This window comes from Fibrobacter sp. UWH6 (assembly GCF_900142465.1).
Lineage (GTDB): Bacteria > Fibrobacterota > Fibrobacteria > Fibrobacterales > Fibrobacteraceae > Fibrobacter.
The window spans coordinates 354,591-376,502 of sequence record NZ_FRAX01000001.1 but is presented as its reverse complement, the minus strand read 5'-3'; the positions used below and the strand labels follow the sequence as shown (position 1 = coordinate 376,502).

Genomic DNA, 21,912 nt, shown 5'->3' with positions numbered 1-21,912 from the left:
CTAGACCTCCGAATCCGCAAGGTCAATGAATGCGTTCAAGGCGGGTACATTCTCCTTCGCCTCGCCTGAGCTGAACATATTGCGGCTGCCGACAACTACAAGGAGTTTCTTCTGGCGGGAGAAAGCCACGTTGAGTCGGTTGTCCATGGTAAGGAAGCCGAATCCGGAGTGGCTGTTGTTCCTGACCACCGAGAAGAAGACTATGTCGAACTGCTTTCCCTGGAAAGCGTCGATTGAGCCGATTTCCAGTTGGTGACGGGCCACAGCATCGCTCAGCACGGGCGTTTCCTGGACCATCTTCTCGATGAGTCTTACCTGGGCGCTATAGGAGGCGATTACACCAATGGTTTCATTCGTCTCCTGAACGATTTCCTTCAGGCGCTCCACGATTCGTGAAGCCTCTGCTTCGTTCTGCTTGCTCTTTCGTCCGGATTCCTTTCCGTCCACATCCTCCCATATTGCACACTTGCTTTCGCCATTAAGCTTCTTGTAGCGGGATACGAAATGTTCGCAGTCAAGAGGATTCTTGCTGGTCAGGATTTCCTGCCCCTCTCCATAGAAATACTTGCTGACGAAATCGCCAAGCTTCTTGGGCATACGGTACTGCACATTCAACGTCACGGTTCGTTCGATGCCATCGTTTCTCTCGTTCTTGAGATAGTTCCAAAGAGATTCGAACAGAGACTGCTCCATGGACAGTTTCAGCTCTGCCAACTTTTCGGTCTCGCCTTCCATCTGTTCCAGGATGTTCTGCTCAACAAGTTGAGGGAGCTGTCTGTGGTCGCCGACCAGAATGACCTTCTTTCGGGCCAATGTCATGGGGATGAACAGGTCCAGGGGATTTGCACGAGCCGCTTCGTCTACAATCACGTAGTCAAAGCCGAAATTTTCGTTGCCTAGCATATTGATGAATGCGTCGCTCTTGGACTGCTGAGTCGTTGCCGCGAAGGTAACTGCATACTTCATCATTGCGTTACGGATGGACTTAAATTCTACGGATTCACGGTACTCCTTGAGTACCTGCATCATATGGATGTCGCTGTGTTTGACTCGTTCCTCGATGTTCGGGATCAATGTCTTGTCGATATAGTTCTGAAGCATCCGGAGTAGGGTCTTGTCCAATGACCCGATCGCCTCCGGGTTCACCTGGTTCACGCACTCGTTCCTTAGGTCGTGTAGCCATGTGTAGTCGGCCTGACTCGGTTCCGAGTCGGCAAAAGTCTTCAGTCGGTCGTATTCACGTTCCAGTGCAGGACAGACGATGGCGTCTCTTCGTAGATCATAGTACCGTAGTAGACGGGATATGTTGACCTTGCCGTCGTCCTGAAAGCTGGTGGGGGAAATGCGGATGCCCATGAGAAGTGAGTACAGGGTTTCGTCCTTCTTGCTGTCCGAGAATCTCCGTTTCCACTCCTGCAGGTTCTGGACCTCGTCCTGAGCCAGGAAATTTTCGTTCTCAGCAAGTTCCAGGACTTCCGAGAGAAGGGATCGGATCTCGTAGGCGGATTCGGCGTCTTTTGCACAACGCAGACTCCGCATCAGCTTTTCGTACTCCGCATATTCAGCATCGGCCTGGAGGGAGTCTATCTGCTTGTCGACGGCAGCGGCAGTCTCTGTCTGCCAGGCCTTCAGACCTTCAAAGACCTGTTCCCTGTCCTTCTTGGCGCCATAGAATCGAAATACCGGCAACCCCCAGATTTTGCTTCCGGAGGCGACATTGTCTACAGCCACATGCTGGAAGCTTGTCAGAAGAATGCTGGGTACAGACTTAGAATGCCTCGGATCGGCTGTCAGGAGGACGTTTTGGAGCGCACGGATGACACTCGTCTTGCCGGTGCCAGGAGGCCCCTGGACCAATGCGATATCCGGAGACGTAAGGCAAACCTTTAGTGCGCGGAGCTGGGCGTCATTTGGCTTGTTGTCGCCGAAAGCTTTGCGCAAACTCAATTCGCTTGGGATTCTGTTCTTGGGCAGCTGGGAGTCAAATGTGGGTACCGTGGTCTTGTTGAGCAAGTCCGTAATGGCTGGAATAGGTATGTTTCTGGACTTGATTGCGTCCAAAGCATCCTTTCTTCTCTTGGACTGGACTGCCCACGGTTTGAAATCAATCCTGATTTCGACGTCAGTAAGCCTTTCGTGCGGGAGCCTGTCCTCCCATTCCCAGGAAATAGTTCTCTGTTCGCTATTGAAGACAACATTCTTTACCTGCAACGGGTCCTTGACGGATGGGGAACTGACAGAGATTGAGTAGTCTTCCTTCAGTGCCTCATACACACCCTTGAAATTCTCGATGCTCTCGGAACTATTCTGGATATTGGCGCAGGTCTTTCCATCCTTCTTGAAAAAGCTATCTACGCGGAGTATGCCGGAGATTTCCTGTTGGCTCTTGAGGATGCCCTCGTCGGCGTCGTTGTAGCGCTGCCACAGGTTGATGATGGAATTCGGGTCGGAAGAACTCAAGGCCAGTTGAGCCTTGAATATCGGATTTGCCTCGACAGCGTTCTTTTCATCGACGAAGCGGATCTTTGCACAGCCTCGCTGTACGTTCATCGCTTTCTGCGGTGATTTCAGCAGACGTTCGACTACTAGATAGTCCGTCTGTCCGATCCTTTTTTCCACGACTTCAGCAAGCCAGTTTCTTCCCAACCAATAACCATCCTGGGAACCGTTTCCACCGACTACACGGAAGAACATGGATTCTTCATTGCCCAGATCGAATAGGAATTCAGTCTTCAACCAAGAAACCATCGTGTTAACGCTGGTGACCGGCAGGTTCTTGGGCAACCTCTCCATCAGTGAATCGGTCACTACGACATCCTGGACGATTTCGTCCGCACCCATGATGGTTTCACCGCCAAAAGTCCAGTTGATCAGCTCGACCTTGGTCTTTCCATTGACCGACTCGGCTGATTCGACGATGTAAAGCGAATCTGCATTGAAAGTCTCGTTTGTCGATTCCGGCCACAGAGCTATGTCCCGTGCACGGATATTGACAAAGGCGCCACTTGACGTGTATTCCAAGATGTCGAACTTTTTTAGCTGGATCGAATCTCCGTCAAAGACGATGTCAGTGTAGCAGGATTCGTTCGCGCAGGAACAGGCTATGTTGTAGAGTTCGCTGTTAACCATTGAGGCCTCCGCAGGTGAACCTTAGAACTCCCCGAGCCTTATTGCCTTCGCAGAAGGCGTACTCAGCAAACTGAAGGAAGTTGTCTTCCTTGTTTAGGACGGAAAGACCGATTGGGGTGTTGGGACGTAGAACGACCTTCTTTCCCGCACCAATGGCTTTGATTGACCATTCAACCGTAATGTCCTCGTCGCCAAGCTGCTTGATATAGACTTTCTTCGAATTGGCGTCCAGCCTCACTTCCAGTTGAAGCATCCTGTATTCGGAAATGGAAATTTCGACTTTCACGGGCGAGTCGACCGCAATAATTGGGGCGTCATACTGGCTGCAGGATAAGTCGTGTCGAATCATCTTGCGACAAACGACGAATGGCTCGATGGATTTCTCGTCGCAAAATGGACACTTGTCAACTCCCTTGTATTTCAGGTAAACAGAGCCGCAGGTCTTGTTGGCGCACTTTACAAACCGATACTCCCAGTTCTGGAACTCGGCGATCCACTCCTGGAGTACGGGGCGCGAACTCAGTGACGAGTCATTGCCAAATGCCTTCTGGAACAACTGCTGCAAGGCCGGGGATTCCATCACATCCTTGGGCAGAGCATGTGCGGCGGCATTGTTCTGGTCTTCGTCGATGAAGGGTAGTTCTCCTGCTTCGGCCTTACGCTCCAGCTGAGATAGTTCCATCGTCCCTGCGTCCATGACCATCTTGCCCTGGAAAGGCATTGCCTGTCGAAGGGTGTAGAAAGCAAGGACAGCATAGCTCCAGGAATCGGTAATGGAACTGTTCCTTGCCATTCCCTTGAGTATTTCCGGAGCGCCGTATCCTGGGTAATAGATGAACCCATCATAGTCCGCGGCAACCATCAGGTTGTCGCAGTCGATCAGCTGAACCTCGGTATATGCAGGGTCCTTCGAGATGAAGACGTTATTGGGATTCAGGTCGCCGTATACATAGCCGATAGAGTGGATGCCGTCCAGTATTTCGGCAATCTTTCGAAGGATGACGTACATCCGCTGGATACCACCCATTCGGCTTATATATGCCGTGGGGTCTTCGCCATTCTTGCGGAAGAGGGAATGGAGCGAAACCATGTCCTCCATCATTTCCATTACGTATCCATAGACGATGAATCCATCCTTGACTACGGGGGTGATTTCACTGAGGGGTTTTGCCAGATACTGCGGAAGGTCGCGACGACCCCTTAACGAACCATAGCGCCTATACTTTGCCTTGATGACGTCATCGGCACCTTCCTTGGCGATGCTGAGTTTGACAAGAAGGTTCTTTCTTTGCGTCGTGTAGACCGCACCCTGGCCACCTTCGCCAATGCATTCGACAAGCTTGAAGACTTCCGAGTTTTCAGTCCCTACTTGTGTGAGCAGCATCTTGTCCAGAATATCCTTCATCGAAATCATAATCTACCTATACTCAATGGCTACAATGGTCTTGTCGTCTAAGTGGTGTGGGGTCGGCCAGTTAATCAGTTCCTTGGTAAGTTCGTTCTCTCCACTGGACCGGGATTTTCCGAAAAATAGGTCGAACGTGGATACGAATTTCCCTTCTGCCTGTGGCAATATGTCCTCGCTTATCCCGTCGGTCATTATCAGCAACCTGTCTCCCGGAGAGGACAGGTCTACCTTGCTCTTTCTCCAGTACGGCTGAAGATTGCAATCTCCCATAGCGACAGTTTCGTTCCCGTAGCCACTCTTTCCCTCGGTGAACTTGCTGATTTCACCGTCGTGGCAAACTAGGGTCATTCCATCTCCCAGTTGCGCAGTCCACCCCTTGCCCTTGGGGTTCAGGATGGCAAGTTGGCAGGTGCAGCCACAGGTATCTACGCCTAGGCTTCTCACGCGGATCAGCCAGCGAGACTGTAGCAGTCTCAGGAGGTCGTCAATCTTGTTAGGTCTGTACTTGCTCCACTCAAGAAAGCATTCCGGAAACAACCCGCAGAGTATCTTCGCACCATAGTCACTATGTGAATGGGAACCAAGACCGTCACATACCATCACAAGCAGAAACTTGCCTACAAAACCGACAAAGGCGCAGTCCTGATTGGGCTTGTCATCCTTGACATGCCCCGGACCACGCACGGATGCGGTTAGGAGTTTCCACCGAAACTTGGCTAGAAGCTTGGAAAGCAACGACTAATCCTCGAAAAGTCCACCGTCGTCATCGGCCAGGATTTTCACGACCTCCCCGGCAGCAATTTCGCCCGGTCTGGCGGATTGGCTGGACTTGATGGCGGACATAGTCACGCACTTGAAGAACTTGCGAATTCCGTCGACTCCGGTTGCCTTGAATACCGGGATTTCCTTGTTGTCTACGAACTTTTCCAGCATAGAGTCGTCCGCATCGGCGCCAATGGACAACGCAAGACGGGTTGCCTTCTTGCCGCGTTCGCCGGAAAGAAGCTGCTTAAGCGGATTTTCCCATTCATCGTTGGGCATGCCGTCGGAGGCAAGTACAAGGAACGGGCGATATGCACGGGAAGGATATGATTCCCTGTGTTCAAGCATGTCGACGAGCTTAGTGAGGGCAAGGCCAAGGGGGGTGTTGCCGCTGGCCTGCATACCATTGATTGCGTCCAGCAAAGGTGCGCTGTCGGCAATTTCGCTTGCGGACTTGGGTTCAATGACCATTGTTGCCTTGTTATTGCCGAAAGACACCACTGAAACATAGATTTCAGCTTCCAGGCTGGAGGATGAAGCACCCTTGAATGACTTGATCATGTCAACAAGTGCATGCTTGAGCGAGTCGAGCTTTCCATCATCGGCCATACTGCCGCTATTATCAGCCAGAATAATGACCGGTAACGGACGAGCCTGGGTGCAAACAATACTATCAAATGCGCTCATATAATCTCCTTGTTTTATACTTAATATAACACATATTGTAAAAAAAACGCGACCGAGGTTGTATCATATATATATATATCGAGATAAAAGGAAAAATTGTCAAAAAAAATATATTGCAACCACTCCTTTTTTTGAACCTCAAAAAAAGACTATGGAATAAAAAAAGGAGCCTACCATGGCAAAGAAAAAGCCCTACATAAGGCAAAAAAAAGAAAGATACAGACGAGATTGAGCTTCTTTCAAATCGAAACATAATCGGAGCGATTTTTTTTGATTACGAGCATCGCAAACAGCGCCATCAAGATTCCGGTTACCAATGCCAGCGTAACACTTCATGTATTTTCCTTTTTGAAAGAAATCTTTATCCCAAAGCCCTTTCAATACGCGCTTCGCTCTCACTTCGAGCCCTTTCTAGACTATGAACGTAAATAAGAGTCGTATTGATATTGCTATGGCGAAGCAGCTGCTGAGTTTCCTCTAAAGAGCCACCATTAAGCAAATTGAGTGTCGCCGCAGTATGACGAAGGCTGTGGGCAGTCAGACGCGGACTATCCAAGCCAGCGCGGAGCAACGCAGTCTTTTCAATTCTGCTAACACTTCTTGTTGTCAGGCGTCCTCCATGATTACGATTTGCGCCACTAGAAAACAATGGTGACTCGGGAGCAACATGTCCTCGAGCAGCAAGATAGTCTCTAATAGCCTCCTCCGCTTTAGGCGTCACTTTCACAAATACGGATTTTTCCACTTTACCCTTGCCTTGAACATACAAAGCTAAATCGTCGCCCACCGTACGAAGATCTTCGACATTAGCCCTAGCAACTTCTATTGTTCTTAACCCCGTTGTTAAGGACAATCGGATTATCGCATAATCTCGTTTCTGTTCAACCGTTTCACGAGGCATGATTTCAAGAAGTCTGCGAGCTTGATTCGAGGTTAGATAATCCTTTTTAAACGAATGATCCAACTTACACCCTTTGACTCTCTGGGTGATATTCTTGTAAATACCTTCCTGATCCAACCACTGAAAAAACACCTTGACCGCAGTCAAATACAAACGCATCGTAGAAGGTTTCTTTCCCTCATCTTTCATCTTGTTTCTATAAGCCACAACATCACTTCTTGAAGGGGCTTTTATACCACAATCGGAAAGATACGCAAGAAATTGTTTAATTGCCTTTCTATATGTATCAGAACTTTTTGGAGCTATTTCCTGAAAAGCCAAGAACCTTTCATAAAGCAAACTAAAGTCAAGGCCTTGATAATCTACTACCGCACCACCTTGCGGCATGTTCACGTTATTGACGAGGCTAACGATAGGTTCCATAAGCCCCTCCCCTATGTCTAAATGAGTCTGCACACCACTTTCAACAAGAACAATCCTTGGTGTTCATCATAAATATATCTGGGAAATCGCACAAACTCAAGTGTTTTGAAAAACTTAAGAAAAACGACAGTATTGCTATTCGTCCTTAAACCACATTGTTTCTGCACAGCACTCGCTTAACGCTTCTTGCCAATCTTCAAAACGAACTAGTTTGAGCCAATGGCGCCTATCTGGTTCAAATCGATCACAACAGCAAGCCTGTGTGGAATCGCACCTAGAATGCGTGGCGAAACAATATATAGGTTGATTGCTGTTTTGACTTCTGTACTTATTATCTGTCATGTGCCTACACAGAAAACAACTTTTCACAGATGCTCCACCAGCGAAATAACCCACTGAGGCCTTATACAACATCGCATTGAAGATATTTGGATCGTCCCATTCCACGAACTCAACCTTTCTTTTGAACTCGTCTACATTTACCAATATGTAACTCAAGATTCCTGACTTTACCTGCTTAAAGAGTTCATACACCTGCGGGAGATGATTTTCCTTATACGCTTGAATACCTTCATCTTCACGTTGGACAATAAGAATGTATTCACAGTCTTCACATGCTCTGCAAGTTCTACTTGATGTAAAGTTGAAATACTTAACTCGGTCAAAATCACCTTTTAAAACATCGTCAACAAGGTATTGTGCCGCTTGAACGCCTTCAGGATACTGATTTCGTTCATTGAATTTAAATACCATATCAATCTTTAAGCGCTTTCGACCATTAGTCAAAACAAGCCCATTCGTTTCATCGACGTAAGGTAACGCCTCTGTCAAATCAATATTTTTATGAGCTTCATAGCAGGAGCAACCGGGTTGTTTAAGAAAAGGACACTCCTTGTCCGGGCATATATGCTTTATTGTGTACGGCAGCAATAGTTCGGTATTACTTTTGACGCTTCTCTGGTGCTCATCACGAAAGGCGATCCTAGCCTTTTCAACTTTTTCTGTACATGTAGGGGGAACAACTACCGGTTCCGATGGGGCATTGTAGAACTCTATTTGCGGATTATCCACATCCGCCATAGCCTCATCCGAAATAACATTTAAGTCTTCGTCAGATTGGAGCGAGAATTCAATTATAGGAACTCCGTAATTGATTTTCTCTTCCGAGCAAGGATGAGTTACAAAAATTTCTATAAACAGGGTTTCGCCAGCTTCATTTGTCAAGCGAATATCGGGTTTATAGATTTCATCCCATTCTTCCTCGACTGCCTGAGAATACCTGGGATAGAGTTCATACATTTCCACAACGGAATTACGGCAAGGTTCCGTCTGCCCATAGGGACAATCTGAAACATCACACACACTAGGGCGCCTAAATGCAACGGCCATGCGTGTTCCGTTTGCCTTATGCAGTTGGTACAGTTCCAGAAACTTGCGTTTTCCAAGCTTATGGAGATAAGTTTCTTGATTACATTGGCGTTCAGCATCGGAATTTTGATGAGCAAAATAATGCTCACGTACCTTCCCTAGCCCTGCTCGCATCGAACAACCACATCCAACACAGAAGAAATTGGTATTCTTTCGGATATCCGGAGTAACGTCCTCTATGTCATAGAGGACACCTTTATCATTCCTTGCATATCTATACTGCGCCATGCTAGTAAAGATATATTAGGCCCAATGTCAATAGATGACAATTTCATTTTTTCGTCAAAAAGAAAATTTGAAATTCTGTTGATAAGCAGACAAGGCTAAATCAGTAATTTCAGCCAACTTTTTCAAACACCCTCCAAGCAACAAGTGCTCATTCTCCAAAAGGGCTTTTCTACGACGTTTCACCTTCTTGCAGAAATTCAACAACCCCGATATATCCAAAGCATCCTTTTCCAAGTCATCTATGTCAGCATACGTTGTAAACGAATCATAGTCATCAAAATACTGTAGGGTCAACGCGGTTTCAAGAAAATCAATCCATGCATCCATCAAATCTTTTTTATCCAAAGTTCTAAAAGAACCATACATAAGTTGATTCAAGAAAAAGAACTTTTTCATCACTTCATTGGCTTCCTTCTCTCGATAATCTTGCTCTACCAAGGCCTCAAACTTGTTTTGACCATTATCGGTACATAAATCATTTTCCTCAGGGACATCTATATTAACCTTTTCAACCAAGCCCCAATCAGTTCCACGAAGTCTTTTTTCGATATACTTTTGTAACCACACATAATGGATTTTCTGATCCAAGTGAGTCACATAAACAAGAAACATCGGTATATTGAACAAATTGGCATATCCCAGTGTAGCCGTTTTAAACGAATAAAATTTACACAATCCATTCTTGGGTGAAAATTTTTTTTCAGCACCCTTTACTTGAAGTAGAACATACTGACCTTTAGGCCTTTGTTTTCCAGCATTTAGCGGATCGTTTTCAAACAGTTCTAAAGTCAAATCAATTCCATAATCACGTTCTTCTAAATTTCGGACAATCCATTTATCAGGAATTTTCGAAATTATTAGACGAAGAGCCTTCGTATCACTAATATGTTGAGCAGTTCTCTGCGGAAGCATTATTATTCTCCTTGCGCCAACCCTTTCAAGCGCATTTTCGTTGTACAGCCAAGAAACTATATCGTTTGCACGATATAGTTAGGTAAATTCGTGTAAACTTTTCGATTACAGTCTACTCCACCCCGAGAGCCTTGAATACGGCGTCCTCGGCCGTGCTATAGAAGATGAGATTGAAGCAGCCGACAAGTTCCGGTGGAACCGTTCCTAAATCGGCGGCAGAGGTGATTGGCAGCAGAACCTTCTTGGCACCACTATCCAAGCATACCTGGAGGGCATTTGCAAGGTTTTCCACCTTCATCAGGGTGCCGCTCATGCTAATTTCACCCAGCACAGCCATAGTGCCGATGGTCGGCTTGTCCAATGCAATGGAGCACAAGGCAATCAACGAAGGCAGAGCCAGCGTGGATGTCATTCCAATACCCTGAAGGTCCTGATAGTTGATGATATAATCCTTGGAGGTCGTGCTAATCGAGCCACTAATACGGTTGCCATTTGCCTTCAAGAAGTTAAACGCAGCACTAGAGGATTCCTTGGCATCGCGCTCGCTACCGAGACCCGTACGTTCAAACTTGCCATTGCCCGGAAGCATTTGACTCTCTAGGCGGAATACGCCCAGCATGCCCGATTTTCCTAGGCTAACCGTGTAAACCTGACCGGGATTGCAAACTCCATCGGGAATCAACTTTCCACCACCCTGCTCGGGCACGGACACATAATGTTCCTCAAAGGACTCATTATCGATGTAGGAGAAATTTACGTCATAGAATTCCATGCCACCCAGCTTCTTCAGCTGTTCCTTGACGCGGCGACGCATTTCCAAGGCGAATTTAAGGATTTCCTCTAGCTGTTCCTTGGAGAACTCTCCATCAGGGTAAATCAGTTTCAACAAGCCACCAACAGTTCTACGGACCGCAATGGTATCACGCTGGTTAAGGTTCTTGCCAAGATGGAAATAACGGTCCAAGGCATCCCCATACTGCTCTTTACGCAACTCGCGGACGAATGCGGCCAAATAGTCGGTAATGAAGCCGTAGTCCCCAGTGAAGTGTTCCGGACGGAACTTAGGGATTTCCCAACCAGGTACATAACAATGGATTCTATCCAAGAAAGCCGTATCAGTCCCCATTTCAGGCGGGAACGGATCAAACAGGCTGGATGTCTTAAGAAGAACGTCCACGCTTTGGTTGATATTGCCAACGAATACCATAGAAGCACTGGCGGCCTTCTCTTCCTTGCCACGGGCAAAAGAACCTGAAGCCATGTAGTCCTTCATGATCTGAACACCATCCTTGTCCTTGAAGTTGATTCCTGCAACTTCGTCAAAGGCGACACAGTCCCAAAGGCCAACAAGTCCCACGGTTTTACGACCCATATTGTAGAAGAGGTTTGCAACAGTGGTTTGACCACCAGACACAAGGATACTATTCGGTGAAATTTCCTTGTAAATATGGCTCTTACCGGTGCTTCTAGGGCCTAGTTCGCAAAGGTTATAGTTGTTCTCCACTAAAGGCAGCATACGAGCCATCAGGAGCCACTTTTCGCGATCCGTGAGGGAATCAGGCTCCATACCCGTGGAACGGAGCATAACATCGATCCATTCTTCCTTGGAGAACGCCTTACGCCCAGCCTTCAATTCGTCAATGTCGATTCGAGGCATCTGTATCGGAGTCACTTTGCGGATTCGGATAGGGGTCACCCCCTTTTCCTCTTCAACGAACTCATAGTCAAGCTGAACAATGCACCAAATTCCACCACAGAGCAGTCGGTCGTACTTTTCAGGATACTCGTCGGGAACAACAATCCCCTCCGCAGTGCTGAAGCCCAAGTTCGAAAACTCGGCAAAGTAGCAGTCATTTTTCGTATTGAGCGTAACCGAGAGTTTGTCAATTACAGTATAGGTTCCCTTGGTGCGAAGACGCGACTTAATTTTTTCCGCTTCATCAGGGCGCACGAAGTTATCAGCAAGGATTTTCTTAACCTGCTGAACCCCCTGTTCAATGATAGTCTCGTCATCGGAGCTACAATACTGACCTAGAAGGAACTCAAGGACATATACCGGAACGTTCGCCCCTTCCTTAATCTTCTTCGTAAGGTCCTTACGGACAATCTTACCCGCAAAGTTTTCACGGAGCTTCACCTTAATAGTTTCACGAACGTCACTCATACCATTACCTAATTAAGCAAAGAAGTTAAAGTCGTCTGTAGCAAAGGGTATATCGATTTGGAAGTTAATTCTGTTAACTTCTAGTCCCTTATCGTCTGCAATGACCAAATAATAATCATCCGTATTATTGTACTTGGCCTGTTTCAGTTTGAAATTGACCTTAAAGGGCTTAAGTTTTTCATCCTCGGTCTTCTTGTCTGCAACAATCTTCTGTTCCTCGCAAATTTTATTGCCAGCAGAATCCACGAAATAGACCTTATATTCAGCCTTTTCTCGATTGTCACATACCAGATTTTCCTGGAAGAAATCCAGCGTAAAGATCAAGTTGCTTACCTTGCGGCCAGTAGAAAGCAAATTGATTGACACAGGCTTAGTTTCGTACTTAGAACGATTATTCACCAGTTCCTTGTTTCCTCCACGCAAGAAATAGCATTCTACCACCGGAACAACCATTTCTTGGAGGCTGACGCCGCCATGTACAAAATTGCCGTCATTACCGCGCATCTTTATGCGGGTATTTTCACGAGGAGCAAAAGCCTCCATATCGTCATTATAGAGGAACTTGACCGGCATCAGATAATCCGGAGTCGCCCCTTTCTGCATAATGGCATAACGGCGTCCATATTCAACGTCCATGGAATTGTCGGAGGTTTTATCCACCTTTTCATCTTCAGAAAGTGCGCTACGGGTATATAGGAAGCCATGGTCCGCAGTAACAATGACACTAGGTGCAGTGAACATGTTGAAAATACGCTTCATCAAGTCCACAATTTCTTTAACGGCAACATCGCAGGCTACGGATATATCACCCTTATGACCTGCCTCGTCGATTGTATCGTGGTATACATACACAACTTCCATACCTTCCACAATCTGACGCAGGTCCGAACGGTTCATAGCTTTAAAGTCGTCAGCCTTCATGGCAACACTCTTGGCATTACCATTCTTTAGAACAGCATCTCTGTTGCCAGCGTCCGTAGACATTCCATCTGCAAGAACAGCCAAATGTTCAGTCTTATCAGAGCCCTTAACCTCTACAGTCAAATTGCTATGAGGAAGCAAAGCTGCCATACCGAACTTGGTAATGGTCGGGAAAACAGCCTGCATGTTGCTCATTTTCACCTTGCAGAGCGATTCCCTCTTTAACTGTTCTTCCAAGGATGTTGCAACACCATAACGTAGGGCGTCAGAGATAATTACAATGACTCGGCTCTTCGCTGAGGCCACATATCGATTATAGAAGTCGCACTGACGATCAATCCCGTCAATATACCCCAACTTGCCCAATTCCTCGGCAGCGGAATTGGTCCAGTTGGCACCTAATTCGCCCAAGAACCAATTCTTGTAAAGGTTCTCAACCTGATCCGCAACCTTCTTAAACAAATCGTCAAGATCGGCATTATAGGAATACTCCGCAAAATTCTTAAGGAAATTGCGGTAATAGGTATCCATCTTGTAATACTCTGTGGTATAGGCTTCCCAAATCTTCTTAGGCTCCACAATATGGAAGCCCGCAGCAGCATGAGCCTTATAGAACGCCTGCATATTGGACACCTGCAGCAAGCCCTCGTACATAGGGCGCCAGGAATCGTACCATACGCAGGTACGGCGTTTTTCAACGGCACGTCTGATAAGTTCTATATCCACGTTCTGGTCAGCCACGTCCACCATGATCTTGCCGAGAATAACCTCATCAATGCAGGGCAGACATTCTGTTCCCAGAATATCGTCAACATCCAGCTTTCGAAGGATATTGGTCAAGTCAGTAACCTTTTCGACCCGATCCGCAATTTCCTTCAACGATTCAATATCATCAGAATGCATCCATTCCGATACGATTTCATAGCAGGGCTGCTGATGCGGCTCGGATACATAGTTCTCCAAACCAGCCAAATTGTCTGGATCAATGGACTGGCTTGCAGCGGTAAGCAGGATATGGCAAGCAAGATGTTCCAGGTTCAAGTCCGTCTCGCTATAGCCTAGGTTAGCTATAACTCTCGCAAAGTCGTCATCAACCCCATATTTGGAGAACTCTGCAATAACATCGTTCTCGCCCACATTCAAACCGGCCATGAGAACCTTGCGAATGACATACTTTGCATTTGCAGAACGCATATTGCCAATAGCCGCCATTACAGCAAGGATTATCTTACTGGGGGAACCTAGGTCAAAACAATATCTTGTAATGCGGTCTCGGCGTTCCTTAGAACCAAAGAACTTTCGGTAACGCTTGACAATTTCACGTAAGGTCGGATTGTCTGCGATATGGAGTTCCTCCATCCATATCGACACCATATCGGCACGGAATTCTTCGCCATAAAGTTCGATATCCAGAAGCCAGTTATCGTCCGGATTGTCGTACGCAATCGGATTATAGAGCAGGATATTGCTATCCGGATCATCTACGGACAGGAGTTTTCTTACGGCAAAGTTGTTGTTGCCGGTCAGCTTGACCACCTTGGCGTTATCCAAGGAGAGCTCATCGACAGCGTCCTTGAATTCCCCATCGGCATCGTTCCACACGATAATACGACGGCGGTAGAACGTCGGCAGGGGCTGTGCAAACCTTTTATTCAACTCTAATACAATCTGCTCTATATCCATTTAAGACTCACGCATTAACTTGGGACATAACTTGGGACAATTTCTCGTAATCTTTCGTATTTTCTCGTAATTTTTCGTAATCTCTCGTAATTTTTACGAGGCAAAAACGCCTTTTTTGAGCAAAATTCAACAATTCTAGATAAAAAGTATCAAAAAAGCTCGTAAAAGTCTCATCTTTTTCTCGTAAAATTAACTTGGGACACGACTTGGGACAAGGCCTACTCGACTTGCTCAAAATGGGCCAAGAGCTCATAAGCCGAGTCCGTCAACTTATACTGCTGATTGCGGCTATTGGGCTTATCTGGGATCGTCATTTCAATCAAGCGGAGCGTCAACAGAGGCGTCAACATCTTATTCCTGAAACGGCTCCTATTGCTCTCATGGGCAGCATGCATAAGACTTACGATAGGCATAGCCCCTTCCATGGAGAAAACCAGTTCCGCCATACCAGCAATATCTTCAGAGGAAACCTTTCCTAGAATTTCAAGTTCAGTTTGACTAAACACCGGGATATATTTAGGTTCTTCACCACCACCAAAGTTACGGATGATAAGCAGATTATTAACCTGGAGCATGTACCCCTTTAAGCACTTCAACAGGCGCTCACGACTAAAGCCCTTACTTCTCAAATAAGCCTTGTAGAACTCCGGATGACACGGAATATCAATCAAGAAATAAGTTCTTTCATCATCAGTGTCTATGGCAGCCTTTCCAGAGCCATTCAACGCCAAACCGCGTTGGATAGTGGGAATACCCGTAGCACGACCTTCAGTCAGTTCCAATTCCTTTAAGAACTCACCCAATCTGCGATTTCGGTACCTACGAGACCTCAAAACCTTAGCTTCCTTGATAGCCTCCCTGGAGATAGACCGATCAGGTCCGGAATGACTCAAAATGCTAATCTTATCGGGTTCAATTGTTATTTCAACAGGCTCACGGTCCTTATAGTCTCTATGGAACAGGGCGTTAACCACAGCTTCTTCAAGAGCCTGATAAGGATAATTGAAATACCTTAAAGAGAGTTCACTATCCTTTTGCTTGACCACCGCCTCCTTGACCACATTGGTCTTAAGGTAGGTTAAGGTATCGGCAATCATCTTCGTGACCGGTCCCTCAATAGGCGACAGTTCAATGATATTATCTGGATTCTGTTCACGACCATCCGGGAAAATGACAATCTCAACCCTAGACACGGGGAAGAATTGCTGAGGATTTTCGCAAAACATCATTGCGGCAACATTCTTAATGGCCCTGTTTTCCACAGGTCCATCAAAAAGGTTCATTTGCTCTAAGATAGACTGCATATCCGACGGTTGAGATGCAGAAACCAACTTGCTGCCGACTTTGCGCAAGTAGTCATAAACAAGCACAGGAGAAATGTCCGTGAGCTTAACGGACGGGTTTCCTCGTTCATCGAAAGGAACGCGACTTGCCATATCGCGCAGTTCATCAAGAACCTCCCCCTTAGCCTCAATGGAGCTGGTTCCCGAGCGAACATAAAAGGCCTTTGGGCAGTTCTTACTAACGGTTACATGCGTCGGTATCTCGTACGGTCGATTCGCACCCGCTGGAGCCCATATTACAAAGACATTCTTCCCATCCACCTCTTCTACAGATGTTCGAGGAAGATAATAAGGATCAAACTTGTTATTGAAACCCGTCATGCTTTTTTGGATTTCATCCAATTCATCCAGCTGCACCCCTAATACAGGGCGTTCAGCAACGCCATTAACCTCTTTAACACCAACAAGGATATAGCCTCCTCCTAGGTTGTCAAGATCATTGGCAAAGGCACAGATGGAATGGTAAATCGCATCGGGATTCCAGCCTTCCTTGAATTCCACTCGGTTACTTTCCACCTTCTGTTTGCTCAGCAGGTTTTCTATGTCTATCATTAGTGCCATATACAACTCTACTTAATCTTTGCAAGAACGTCTTTGAATTTTTCGTAGTTGACCTTAACTCCATCGTCCAAATCGATGGAGATCATTTGGTCGGCCAGGTGATGGATTTTTTCTTCATAGGTATGAACCTCTTCCTTCTGTGCCATGAGCTTGGCAAGTTGCTTTTTAAGGCGAACCTGTTCACTGGAAGAAATAACCTCGTTCAGACGGGAGTTGATACCGTCAATAGCGGTATCATAGCGGCTCTGCTGCTCGTGAACATAATCGGTACGGATTCGTGCAATGGTATCGGATTGATAGCGGTGCATATAGATGAGGCACTTGAAGCCATTCTTTTTGCCGCTATCGAAAAGCCAGTAGATGGGGCGTTTACCAGAACCGGTTACCTGATAGGTATTGCAGTGATCCTTGAAGAAATCATTGAGGAAGTAACTGCGAATAATGTCGCGAGGCGTACCCTTGCCACCAAGAGCGTCAGCGATAAACTTTAGGTTATCCTCTAGTTGGTCTGCGCCATACGCAACTTTAATGAACTCAACAAAACGACCGACAATATCATCAGAGAAGTATTCATCGTCGCAAATAGGAATGATGTTATCGGGATCAGCCTCAAAGGATTTATACTCAGCGAGATTCCATTCACCACCAGCATAAATCAAGCCTTCCCTATCCAAGCTGTAGCGACCAAACATGCAGCCAACAGCATAGCTGATGAGGCTCTTGATGTCTCGTTCAAGATCAGCCTTACGAATAGTGACGTCCCTGTCTTCCACGTCTGGCGTCAACTCATCCCGAAGGCCATAGATGTCAATGAAGATGCGATTCAGCTCTTCTTCATTGGATTTGAGAGTATTAAAACGAGACTCACATTTTCGTTCCCAGCGTTCATAATTCCACAGGATAGAACCCAGCTTTGTCAAGCGGTCTTCCGCAAACTGAGACATAGCGTTTTCTGCCAGCTCATCGCGAGATGGAACCAAAGGGTGTTTATGAAAATCCCACGAAGTTTCGAAAGAATCCCAATCAGAACGGGAAAGCAAAACATTTTCTTCAACAAAACTATTTACATTGTCTTCTTCTGCAAATTTCACAGGCATCTTAGCAACAACGCCATTACTAAAATTGATTGTAGGATTTATTATGCGCAACAAATAATCAGCAACTTTTGAACATAAACATCCAAGTAACCAATTCAAATTGTTTTCTGCAAACATTGTTGAACCAGCAACATCAAATAAACAGCCTTGGTCAGACAACCGTGCTCCAAAATTTCCCGTGCTAATCCACGTCCATGTCAAACCTGTTCTAAAAGAATAATCAAGATTTCTCAAAGCAGAGCGCAATTTTCCTGATTTGTCGGTAAAATGCTTCAACGCATAACCATCATTATCCCAATCAATGACAAAATTATTGTTACCATACCATTTTCGGAAATCCCCGCCCTTTTGGTACGGGAACCATCGGCACCCAGAACCAACGGCATTTTGCGTATTTTTACAACCAAACCCTATTCTGTGATTGCCAACCTCAAACCACAACCTTAAAAATCTGTTATTATCAGCGGTTGCTATTCCCTGCTTTGGTTCAGCGACACTAATCATCTGCGGGAATGAAGAAAATGCGGTTAAAGTGCCTTCACCAACCCAAAAAGCAATCGGAGTTCCAGGAATTTCCTCATACCGAGACTGCTTCTGCAAAAAAAGATTTGTACGAGACAAAAATTGAGCAACCTTTTCTTCCCTATTATGGGTTAACAAGCGAAAATATTGACCAACATAATTCACCATCGATTGCTTTTCCAACACAAAAGATGCCGTCTGGACAATATCATTACCTATTTCATCAAAAGCCTTTATTCCTAAATGAAGCAGACTTTTTATCGTATGAGCCTCAACTAGCTTAGTACGTAAACGTTCATAACTACTCAAAAACATCCACGACTGCATAGTTATCATCGCTAAAAGGCCATTTGATTTAAGTAAATCAAATCCTTTTTCTATAAATACAGCGAATAAATCAGCTTTGCTATCAGGATACAAAGATTTAATGTATTCAGAAAGCACTGCAGCCATCCCATTCGCACCCATATATGGCGGGTTTGTTACAACAACATCATACTTCTGAGCCATTACTTCAGCAACTTGCACAAACGGCAAAAGAAGCGCAATCACAGGCAACTGATAGATGCTAGACTCATTCCTGATTTCTTCTATACGAGAATAAATTGCGTCAAAATCAACTTGATGTACATTTAAGATGGAGCCATATTCCTTCGCATCTTTCAAATCATTCACCAAAGAAGAAATCGACCTCTTTAGGGATTCATTCGTACCAACAAAATAATCAAGCATCGATCGATCAAGATCGTTGCTCTCCATTATGGAATAGACACGAGGCTGTACACCGCGGCTAAAGAAACGACTATCATACTGACGGGCCTTCATCATCACGGCAAAGTAAGCAAGCTGCGCAGCACGATCATCTATATCTAAGCCAAACAAGTTGTTCTTCACAATAAGCGATGCCGCATCTTTAGGATCATACCCATATGCCTGATAAATTTGCACCAGAACTTCGAACATATACACAACGATATGTCCACTACCCTCGCAAGGGTCAATGCAACGCAAATCCTGTGGTTTCAATTTCGCATATTCTGCTCGAATAGCAGCAAGCTGTTCCTTAACGGAATCTTCTTGTTCGGCTTCATCCAAATAGTATTTCCACTTAGGTTTCAAGACCTCTGCATGTTGAGGATGGCCTTCAAGCCAAAGGCGACCAAGGCTATTCTCCACCATATAGCGAACAATCCAATCGGGCGTAAACAGCTGTGTCGCAGCAGGTATCTTTTCCTTGGTAATCTTGATATTCTTTTCGAGGTCCTTAAATACCTGATCTTTGGGTTCCGTATTGTAATACTGATATAGCCAGCCAATAATCTGTACGGCATCCTTCCAATCCTCTTCAGGAATGTCTGTAACCAGCCTACCCACAGCACTGTTGGGTTCTAGCAAGTAATCGGGGAACAGCAATTCCGTATAATCAGCAATACGCTGAAACATTCCAGGAAGAACTTTATTCAACGCATTGCATTGGGTAATCACCAGGTACTTGAAGAGTTCTCCATCATTATCTTCATTCTTGAAGGCATAAACCTTGCTCTGGTCAAGACCATCTATTTCCAAGTTAATGGCTTCCGCCATAATCTGCGGTTTGAAATCACCTTTGTCATCACTGAATACGCGAACATGGCTAGGCAGGTAATCGTTTACCTCCATAAAGCGAAGGGCGCAGAAGCGATTGAACCAAGTATAGGCAACTTCTTCCATCACCTGCTCATAACCTTCTTTACGGATTTTCGCAATCAATGCGGCACGCTGCAGCTTCTCAGACTCGGAAAGCACCTTGCCATTCACGGTAGGAACATTAGCTGCTGAATCACTATCGGCATCAATGCCATACTGCAAAGCCTTCTGACTCACTCGAGAGATGAGTTCTCTGCGAGCCCACACAGCATAATTCTTGATTGCGTTCTTATCCATAGCTATACCAAATCCGTTACTTGTTCAATGCAGAAATATCAAAGCCAGTAGCCTTAAGTTGGTCAATCAAAGCCTGCTGTTCCGCAGTCACAGAAAGCTGCGCAACAGCACCTCCAGCGGCATAGTCCTTACGCCAACCATCAAGGATTGAGACTACACTTTCGGCTACAGCAACATCACGTTCAATGATGGAGTCAAGGCCCCAAACCTCCAAGGACTCATTTTCACCAATAGCTTTGGTTACAGCCACTTTGGATTCCTTGTACAAGTCCTTTTTCTTGGTGAAGTAGTTGTTACCGGCCTCAATGTTCAACTTCTTTTCGAAGGGGACCTTATTTCCAAGGTGTTCGATTTTTTCCTTAACTTCCTCGTCAGGATTATTCGGGAAATAGCCTTTCTGCCACTTCTGCGGCAAAATGTGTTCAATTTCCCATTTGGAAGGCAGAAGAGTATCCTGCTCATCATAGGCAAGAAGCTTCAGCAACATACGCACAGCATTGCTATGGGGCGTCTTAGACTGTTTACGAAGATCATCATTAGAGAATACGTTGAAGTCAAACGTCGGCTTATCACTGGATATGATTGCAGTATTAAGCTTCAAAATACCCGTCTTAACCGAGTTAATGGTATGGGTTTCCAAATACTTCGGCAACAGTTCTACAATCATCTTGCGGATAAACAACAAGAACTTCGCTGCAAAGTCATCGCTACCACGGTATTTGAGGTAGTAGGTCACCACTGGATACTTCCAAAATTCATTGGGGTAAGAAGACAGAACGTCCAAGGCTTTGAGCACGCCCATATCGGAACTCCAAGCTTCACCCTCAACGACAGCCTGAGAATTGACCACTTGGAACAAGCCCAATACGGCCTTGAGGTTACTCATCAAGTCTTGCTTATGGAGCCTATCCTTCTTTTCCTCGAGATAATATCTACGAACACCCGGCGTGGTCGTGTCTACATCAGACTCCAACGCACGTAAATAGAACATATAGTAGTAGAACAAGCGCTGAATACTCTCGCCAGCCTCTTCGGCATCCTTGGAAAGTTCCTTCCAAGACTTGATAAAGGCCTCCTTCTTTTCCGCATCAGGCAAGCGATTGTAAATCTGAGCCTTGAAGATATCAGCATCAGACAGAGGACGGCCTCGGTCATTCAACGTCGTAAATATGGTGAGAGCAGTCTCCTGAGTATCAGCCGTTATAGGCATCACGATGACCTGATTCAGCAAAGCGTAGATGAAGTCATATACCTGAAGAGCATCATCCTTAGAGGCCTTTTCATACAGTTCTACAAACTGATTGTAATTCTTGGAATACTTGTCCGTTGCGCCTTCGGGTGCGACACCAGTCCGCAGAATCGTATGGAGGGACTCTCGATCCTTGTCGCTGATAACCTTGGATTCCAGCAAAATAGCACTGAAGTCTATCTTGCCATTCAACTTGTTCTTCAGCCAAAGTGTCGGCTCAATTTCGTTCCTAAAGTTGGCCGCATTTTCGTCAGAAGAAGCCTGCAACTTGGTGTAGATAGCACGAAGCAGTAACGTGAGGGAGGTTATGCGCTGCTGACCATCAATAATTTCCTGCTTGCCATCCTTGATGTATGACACCACACAACCAAGGAAATAGGTTGCTTCACGGGTCGATCCACCACGAGTCTTGGCAAAGTTCCATACGTCGTTAAACAAGGTATCCACTTCATCAGAGGTCCAGTCATAAGGGCGCTGGTAATCAGGTATAAGGAACTGCTTTTCCTTACCCGTTTCAAGGAAGGCCTTTACACACTGTTTGTTAACGTTAATTGATGTATCTGACATAACT

At 45.8% G+C, this 21,912-nt stretch carries 12 protein-coding genes; all 12 read right to left on the bottom strand.

From position 1 onward, the window contains the following. The 12 genes from BUB73_RS01595 to BUB73_RS01540 all read right to left on the bottom strand — a co-directional run bounded on the left by BUB73_RS01595 (position 1) and on the right by BUB73_RS01540 (position 21,908). The gene (locus BUB73_RS01595; protein WP_073283064.1) at positions 1 to 3,129 is read right to left on the bottom strand and encodes a DEAD/DEAH box helicase; all 3,129 of its coding nucleotides are present in this window, start codon (positions 3,127 to 3,129) and stop codon (positions 1 to 3) included. Next, positions 3,122 to 4,543 (bottom strand): serine/threonine protein kinase, encoded by a 1,422-nt coding sequence (locus tag BUB73_RS01590; RefSeq protein WP_073283061.1) that lies wholly within the window; start codon positions 4,541 to 4,543, stop codon positions 3,122 to 3,124. The genes BUB73_RS01595 and BUB73_RS01590 overlap by 8 nt, the downstream gene beginning before the upstream one ends. Before the next feature lie 3 nt (positions 4,544 to 4,546). Continuing rightward, positions 4,547 to 5,272, bottom strand: coding sequence for a PP2C family serine/threonine-protein phosphatase (locus BUB73_RS01585; RefSeq protein ID WP_073156297.1), 726 nt, complete (start codon positions 5,270 to 5,272; stop codon positions 4,547 to 4,549). A 3-nt stretch (positions 5,273 to 5,275) separates the two neighbouring features. Further along, positions 5,276 to 5,986, bottom strand: coding sequence for a vWA domain-containing protein (locus BUB73_RS01580; protein WP_073283058.1), 711 nt, complete (start codon positions 5,984 to 5,986; stop codon positions 5,276 to 5,278). 361 nt (positions 5,987 to 6,347) lie between these two features. Then, the gene (locus BUB73_RS01575) at positions 6,348 to 7,310 is read right to left on the bottom strand and encodes a tyrosine-type recombinase/integrase (protein WP_212668350.1); all 963 of its coding nucleotides are present in this window, start codon (positions 7,308 to 7,310) and stop codon (positions 6,348 to 6,350) included. A gap of 135 nt (positions 7,311 to 7,445) precedes the next feature. After that, positions 7,446 to 8,966, bottom strand: a complete 1,521-nt coding sequence (locus tag BUB73_RS01570; RefSeq protein WP_139258157.1) for a competence protein CoiA family protein — start codon at positions 8,964 to 8,966, stop codon at positions 7,446 to 7,448. A 54-nt stretch (positions 8,967 to 9,020) separates the two neighbouring features. Continuing rightward, positions 9,021 to 9,878: a DUF4365 domain-containing protein gene (locus BUB73_RS01565; RefSeq protein WP_073283055.1), complete on the bottom strand. Its 858-nt coding sequence runs from the start codon at positions 9,876 to 9,878 to the stop codon at positions 9,021 to 9,023. A gap of 112 nt (positions 9,879 to 9,990) precedes the next feature. After that, positions 9,991 to 12,042, bottom strand: a complete 2,052-nt coding sequence (gene brxL, locus BUB73_RS01560; protein ID WP_073156282.1) for a protease Lon-related BREX system protein BrxL — start codon at positions 12,040 to 12,042, stop codon at positions 9,991 to 9,993. Positions 12,043 to 12,054: 12 nt separating this feature from the next. Next, positions 12,055 to 14,646 carry a BREX-1 system phosphatase PglZ type A gene (gene pglZ / locus BUB73_RS01555; protein ID WP_073156280.1) on the bottom strand — a complete coding sequence of 864 codons (2,592 nt, stop codon included), beginning with the start codon at positions 14,644 to 14,646 and terminating at the stop codon, positions 12,055 to 12,057. A 218-nt stretch (positions 14,647 to 14,864) separates the two neighbouring features. Next, positions 14,865 to 16,550, bottom strand: a complete 1,686-nt coding sequence (locus tag BUB73_RS01550) for an AlbA family DNA-binding domain-containing protein (RefSeq protein WP_073156277.1) — start codon at positions 16,548 to 16,550, stop codon at positions 14,865 to 14,867. Positions 16,551 to 16,558: 8 nt separating this feature from the next. Beyond that, a complete protein-coding gene (gene pglX / locus BUB73_RS01545; RefSeq protein WP_073283049.1) occupies positions 16,559 to 20,092 on the bottom strand; it encodes a BREX-1 system adenine-specific DNA-methyltransferase PglX in 3,534 nt (1,177 codons plus the stop codon). A gap of 16 nt (positions 20,093 to 20,108) precedes the next feature. Continuing rightward, on the bottom strand, positions 20,109 to 21,908 hold the full coding sequence (locus BUB73_RS01540) for a DUF262 domain-containing protein (protein ID WP_073283046.1): 1,800 nt from the start codon (positions 21,906 to 21,908) through the stop codon (positions 20,109 to 20,111). Between the last annotated feature and the right edge of the window lie 4 nt (positions 21,909 to 21,912).

Coding starts and splice junctions, on each gene's coding strand:
- BUB73_RS01595 (WP_073283064.1), bottom strand. CDS start 3,129: ATGGTTAACAGCGAACTCTACAACATAGCCTGTTCCTGCGCGAACGAA.
- BUB73_RS01590 (WP_073283061.1), bottom strand. CDS start 4,543: ATGATTTCGATGAAGGATATTCTGGACAAGATGCTGCTCACACAAGTA.
- BUB73_RS01580 (WP_073283058.1), bottom strand. CDS start 5,986: ATGAGCGCATTTGATAGTATTGTTTGCACCCAGGCTCGTCCGTTACCG.
- BUB73_RS01575 (WP_212668350.1), bottom strand. CDS start 7,310: ATGGAACCTATCGTTAGCCTCGTCAATAACGTGAACATGCCGCAAGGT.
- BUB73_RS01570 (WP_139258157.1), bottom strand. CDS start 8,966: ATGGCGCAGTATAGATATGCAAGGAATGATAAAGGTGTCCTCTATGAC.
- BUB73_RS01565 (WP_073283055.1), bottom strand. CDS start 9,878: ATGCTTCCGCAGAGAACTGCTCAACATATTAGTGATACGAAGGCTCTT.
- brxL (WP_073156282.1), bottom strand. CDS start 12,042: ATGAGTGACGTTCGTGAAACTATTAAGGTGAAGCTCCGTGAAAACTTT.
- pglZ (WP_073156280.1), bottom strand. CDS start 14,646: ATGGATATAGAGCAGATTGTATTAGAGTTGAATAAAAGGTTTGCACAG.
- BUB73_RS01550 (WP_073156277.1), bottom strand. CDS start 16,550: ATGGCACTAATGATAGACATAGAAAACCTGCTGAGCAAACAGAAGGTG.
- pglX (WP_073283049.1), bottom strand. CDS start 20,092: ATGGATAAGAACGCAATCAAGAATTATGCTGTGTGGGCTCGCAGAGAA.
- BUB73_RS01540 (WP_073283046.1), bottom strand. CDS start 21,908: ATGTCAGATACATCAATTAACGTTAACAAACAGTGTGTAAAGGCCTTC.